The sequence below is a fragment of the Neisseria sp. P0021.S007 genome (assembly GCF_051956855.1).
Genome location: NZ_JBQCXA010001020.1, coordinates 1 through 548 on the forward strand (window position 1 = coordinate 1; position 548 = coordinate 548).

General features: G+C 53.5%; 1 pseudogene. It reads right to left on the reverse strand.

The features are described from left to right. Positions 1 to 378 (reverse strand): annotated as a pseudogene (locus tag ACTHUR_RS17285) (polyamine ABC transporter substrate-binding protein); the annotation flags it as partial. Positions 379 to 548: the final 170 nt, after the last annotated feature.

A 548-nucleotide genomic window follows, 5' to 3' on the forward strand; every position in this document is an offset into this window, starting at 1 on the left:
GGCAAGCAGGTCGGCATCGATATTGGCGTAGTTCGGGATTTGGCTTTTGTCGATTTTTTGATACGCGCCGGCTTTGATTTGGCGTCCGACGTTGGCAATGGACGGGGCAACGAGGTCGTAACCAGATTTACCGGTCAAGAGCTTGGCTTCGAGGGCTTCGTTGCTGTCGTAGTAGTCGTAGCGGACGTGGATGCGCGTATTTTTTTCAAACGCGTTGAGCGTGGCGGGATCGACGTAGTCCGACCAGTTGTAAATATTGAGCTTGTCGGACGCAGTATGGGAAGAAGGGGCGGGAGATTCTGCGGCGGTTTGTTGTCCGCCGCTGCACGCAGTCAAGACGAGGCCGATGAGTGCCGCCGCCATTGAAGTTTTTTTCATGGATACAGTCCTTTTGCGAAAGAGGAAAACATTGCAGCGGTGGCAGCGGTTTATACAAACTGACCACATGCAAAAGGTTAACTGTGGGGGCGGCCGGCATATGCCTCAGGCCCTTGATTCAGCAGGTTCGCATTAAACGGCAAAATCCCTGTCGGCGCAATAGGTTAGAC